4 protein-coding genes are annotated in these 3,740 nt (G+C 41.2%); 2 read left to right on the forward strand and 2 right to left on the reverse strand.

The genetic code is table 11. The features are described from left to right. Positions 1–59: 59 nt before the first annotated feature. A complete protein-coding gene (rlmH, locus tag ACLL8Z_RS08310) occupies positions 60–533 on the forward strand; it encodes a 23S rRNA (pseudouridine(1915)-N(3))-methyltransferase RlmH (protein ID WP_411274307.1) in 474 nt (157 codons plus the stop codon). Between the two features lie 538 nt (positions 534–1,071). On the opposite strand, the gene ACLL8Z_RS08315 is transcribed toward rlmH, so the two are convergent. Together ACLL8Z_RS08315 and ACLL8Z_RS08320 are read right to left on the reverse strand one after the other, a co-directional pair. Continuing rightward, positions 1,072–1,599 carry a DUF5606 domain-containing protein gene (locus ACLL8Z_RS08315; protein WP_411274308.1) on the reverse strand — a complete coding sequence of 176 codons (528 nt, stop codon included), beginning with the start codon at positions 1,597–1,599 and terminating at the stop codon, positions 1,072–1,074. A 117-nt stretch (positions 1,600–1,716) separates the two neighbouring features. After that, positions 1,717–2,154, reverse strand: a complete 438-nt coding sequence (locus ACLL8Z_RS08320) for a peptidylprolyl isomerase (RefSeq protein ID WP_411274309.1) — start codon at positions 2,152–2,154, stop codon at positions 1,717–1,719. Positions 2,155–2,342: 188 nt separating this feature from the next. On the opposite strand from ACLL8Z_RS08320, the gene ACLL8Z_RS08325 reads away from it, so the two are divergent. Beyond that, complete coding sequence (locus tag ACLL8Z_RS08325) at positions 2,343–3,530, forward strand: asparagine synthetase B (RefSeq protein ID WP_411274310.1); 1,188 nt, start codon at positions 2,343–2,345, stop codon at positions 3,528–3,530. Positions 3,531–3,740: the final 210 nt, after the last annotated feature.

The following is a 3,740-nucleotide window of genomic DNA, read 5'->3' on the forward strand; positions in this document are numbered from 1 at the left end:
GCGGTTGATTTTGACGCCAATGTCATCAAAAAATCAGGATATGTAACTATATTGAGGTAATGAAAATCACCTTGCTTACCATCGGTAAAACTGAAGATAAATATCTGCTGGATGGAATCGAGATCTATTTGAAAAGACTTAAACACTACATTTCCTTTAAGATCACCGAGATTCCAGAACTTAAAGGAACCAAAAGTCTATCGCGCGATCAGCAAAAGAGCAAGGAGGCAGAGCTGATTTTCAAAAACATTAGCAGCACTGACCATGTTATTCTTCTGGATGAAAATGGACAAGAGCTTTCATCCAGGCAGTTTTCAGCTCTCTTGAATAAAAAAATGGTCGGGGGCCAGCAGCAACTGGTATTTTTAGTTGGAGGACCTTACGGATTCAGCGACGAAATTTATGCGCGGAGTAATGAAAAAATTTCATTGTCGAGAATGACTTTTTCTCATCAAATGATTCGATTGTTCTTCGCCGAGCAGTTGTACAGGGCTTACACAATACTTAAGGGCGAGCCGTACCATCACGATTAAAAAATAGGGTTATGGATTACAAAAGAAACTATCGATTTAGATCAGGGAACAAGGGCCAGGAAAGCAGGCAGTTTTGGATAATGATCCTTATTGCAAGTTTAATTGGAGCTGCGATTTTGTATTTATTCTAATGAAGGCTTGGTGTGCCAGCAACAATAGTGGCACAATTGGTAAATAGTGTCTCTTAAAGGGCGTGACCTTTAACCCGGCAGGGCAATGTCATTAAGTTAAGAGGTTAGTTGTGCTTTTGGGTTAAACTGTGTGATATGATAAGAGGTTACAAGGACAATATACCGTCCTTATAGGGTCCTTATAGAGACCTTATAGCGATATAGAAAAGGTCTGACAAGGGTATAGCACCGGTCTAACAACGCTCAAAGACCGGCATTTTCCAAGGACCTTCAGCCAGCATACATGGCACACGTAAATTGTTTTATCGATGTGCCCCCAGACCTACACGCCAACAATATGACGGGATATTTAGTTTTGGGAAATAAAACCTGGCAATAGGCCAGGGCTGTCTACCCCGGGGCAATTATTATTTTGATTTCTGAGATAGCCGCGTTGTACTCTTACCAGCGGCTTTTGTGGCCTTAGGTTTTTCTTTAGCACCGGTTTCATGTTTTTTAGTTGCTTCAGAAATAGCCGGAGTTGCCGAGCCCTCTGCCAAAGGTTCCGGAGTTGCCTCAGTAAATAGTGGAAGCACACTAATTGTATTATACCACGTAATGATCTTCTTAATGTCGGAAGAATACACACGCTCTTCATCATGATCGGGAGCCACTTCAGTAAAAAACTCACTCAGCGCCTTACCATCTGCACTTTTTGGATCAGGAATATTTTTGGCTGCTTTAATTTTTTCAAAAATATCGCTCAGCTTCAAATCGCCGCTTTCACCGAAAACAGTGATGTCTTCTAAAGAAGCCATTTTTGCAGTGCTGATATTCACAACAATTTTATTTTTCAGCTCATCAAGGGTTTCAAGGATAAAGCCTGATTTATTCTGGCCAATCAGCTTAAATAAGCCTGGTTTACCTGATACGGATACAAGTCCTCTTAAATTCATTTTAATTAGTTGTTAGTTGTTAGTTGTCAGTTGTTAGATCTGTCTAAAACCATAACTAACAATGATTTAAACGTAACGGTACGTCGTTCGTGATACCTGACGCCTGATACCTGTAACCTATTCCTCAATTATCTCTACTCCCAGAATCTTATCGCCCTGACAGATATTATCAACAACATCTACATTTTCAATAACCTTACCAAAACAAGTATGATTACGATCCAGGTGAGAGGTATTGTTACGGCTGTGACATACAAAAAATTGAGATCCGCCTGTATTACGGCCTGCATGAGCCATAGAAAGTACTCCCCTGTCATGATACTGATTATCACCTGTAAGTTCGCAATCAATTTGATATCCCGGGCCGCCGGCACCTGTACCTGTAGGATCGCCACCCTGTATTACAAAATCATTGATCACGCGGTGAAAGGTCACACCATCATAGTAGCCTTCTTTCGCTAACTTCAAAAAATTCGCTACTGTATTTGGTGCATCTTTATCGTAAAACTGGACGGTCATGTCACCTTTCTCGGTTTTTATAATTGCTTTGCTCATATATGTTTGCTTTCAAATGGAGGACAAAGTTAATTATTTAAGCCAATTGATGAAATTCTTCAAATATCTTCTGCTTTTTATAACTTTATAAGCATAGAATACGTTTATTAAATATGCTTACAGTAAGATTAACGCTCCTTTTCCTGCTGCTGACGGTATTATGCCGCGCATCCTCTATTCTTATTCCGATGGATGAGGAGCAGAAAAATCATTTAAAGGCATACGGCATTACTTTCTGGATACTAAAAAACGGACTCGAGGCTGATTGGCTTCTCAATTACCGGGGCGGGAGTTTTTTAATAAAATATTCTCAATCACTAGAATCTGAATGTAAAATCCGCGGGGTTTCTTACGAAGTAATACCGGATGCACGGGTGAACGCTATATTAAATGAGATTACCGACCCTTCTGTAAATATGGAAATGGTTAAGCTCGAAAAGGCTCCAAAGGTTGCTGTGTATTCCCCGAAGAATAAACTTCCCTGGGATGATGCAGTAACCATGGTATTAACTTATGCAGAAATTCCTTATGAAATACTCTATGATGATGAAGTCTTGAAAGGTAACCTGCCTAAATACGATTGGCTCCATCTGCATCATGAAGACTTCACTGGTCAGTATAACCGTTTCTGGAGTAATTATAAAAATTCCAGCTGGTATATAGAGGATGTGAAAATTCAGGAAGAAACTGCTAAAAGGAATGGGTTTAAAAAGGTAAGCGCAATGAAACTGGCTGTTGCTCAAACAATAAGGGAGTTTTGTGCGGGCGGCGGATTTATGTTTGCCATGTGTTCAGGGCCCGAAACTTTCGATGTCGCTCTTGCAGCTAATGGAACTGACATTGTAGAGAGGATGTTCGATGGAGATGGGTCAGATCCTCAAGGGCAAAATAAGCTCGATTTCAATCAAACCTTCGCGTTTCATAATTTTAAGCTTGATCTTAATCCGTCGAATAATGAATTCTCGACAATTGATGCCAGGCCTGACATCACCAGCGGTGCGGTTTTCACGTCAGATTTTTTTACACTTTTTGACTTCTCTGCTAAATGGGATATTGTGCCGGCCATGTTAACCCAAAATCATGACAAGGTTATCAAGGGTTTTATGGGTCAGACAACCTCTTTCAAAAGAAACCTTATCAAACCGAGCGTACTCGTTATGGGTGAGACGAAAACTATGGACGAGGCAAAATATATCCATGGCGAATTCGGTAAGGGTCAATGGACATTTTATGGAGGACATGATCCGGAAGACTATCGTCATATGGTAGGTGACCCTGCTACGGATCTAAACCTGCATCCCAATTCACCTGGTTACCGCCTCATTCTGAATAATGTGTTATTCCCGGCTGCGAAGAAGAAGAAGCAGAAAACGTGAACGGAAGTCTGAAGTCGGAAGTCGGAAGTCTGAAGTCGGAAGTCTGAGGTCGGAAGTCTGAAGTCTGAGGTCGGAAGTCTGATGCAGATCGTATAAAGGAAAAATCGTAACTTAACAACCCCTTTCCTCAGACCTCAGACCCCTTTCCTCAGACCTCAGACCTCAGACCTCAGACCTCAGACCTCAGACCTCAGACCTCAGACCTCAGAC

The sequence above is a fragment of the Daejeonella sp. genome (assembly GCF_046590655.1).
In the GTDB taxonomy this organism is placed as follows: domain Bacteria; phylum Bacteroidota; class Bacteroidia; order Sphingobacteriales; family Sphingobacteriaceae; genus Daejeonella.

What these genes read in the sequence shown, in the direction of transcription:
- rlmH (WP_411274307.1), top strand. Translation starts at nt 60, where the DNA reads ATGAAAATCACCTTGCTTACCATCGGTAAAACTGAAGATAAATATCTG.
- ACLL8Z_RS08315 (WP_411274308.1), bottom strand. Translation starts at nt 1,599, where the DNA reads ATGAATTTAAGAGGACTTGTATCCGTATCAGGTAAACCAGGCTTATTT.
- ACLL8Z_RS08320 (WP_411274309.1), bottom strand. Translation starts at nt 2,154, where the DNA reads ATGAGCAAAGCAATTATAAAAACCGAGAAAGGTGACATGACCGTCCAG.
- ACLL8Z_RS08325 (WP_411274310.1), top strand. Translation starts at nt 2,343, where the DNA reads ATGGATGAGGAGCAGAAAAATCATTTAAAGGCATACGGCATTACTTTC.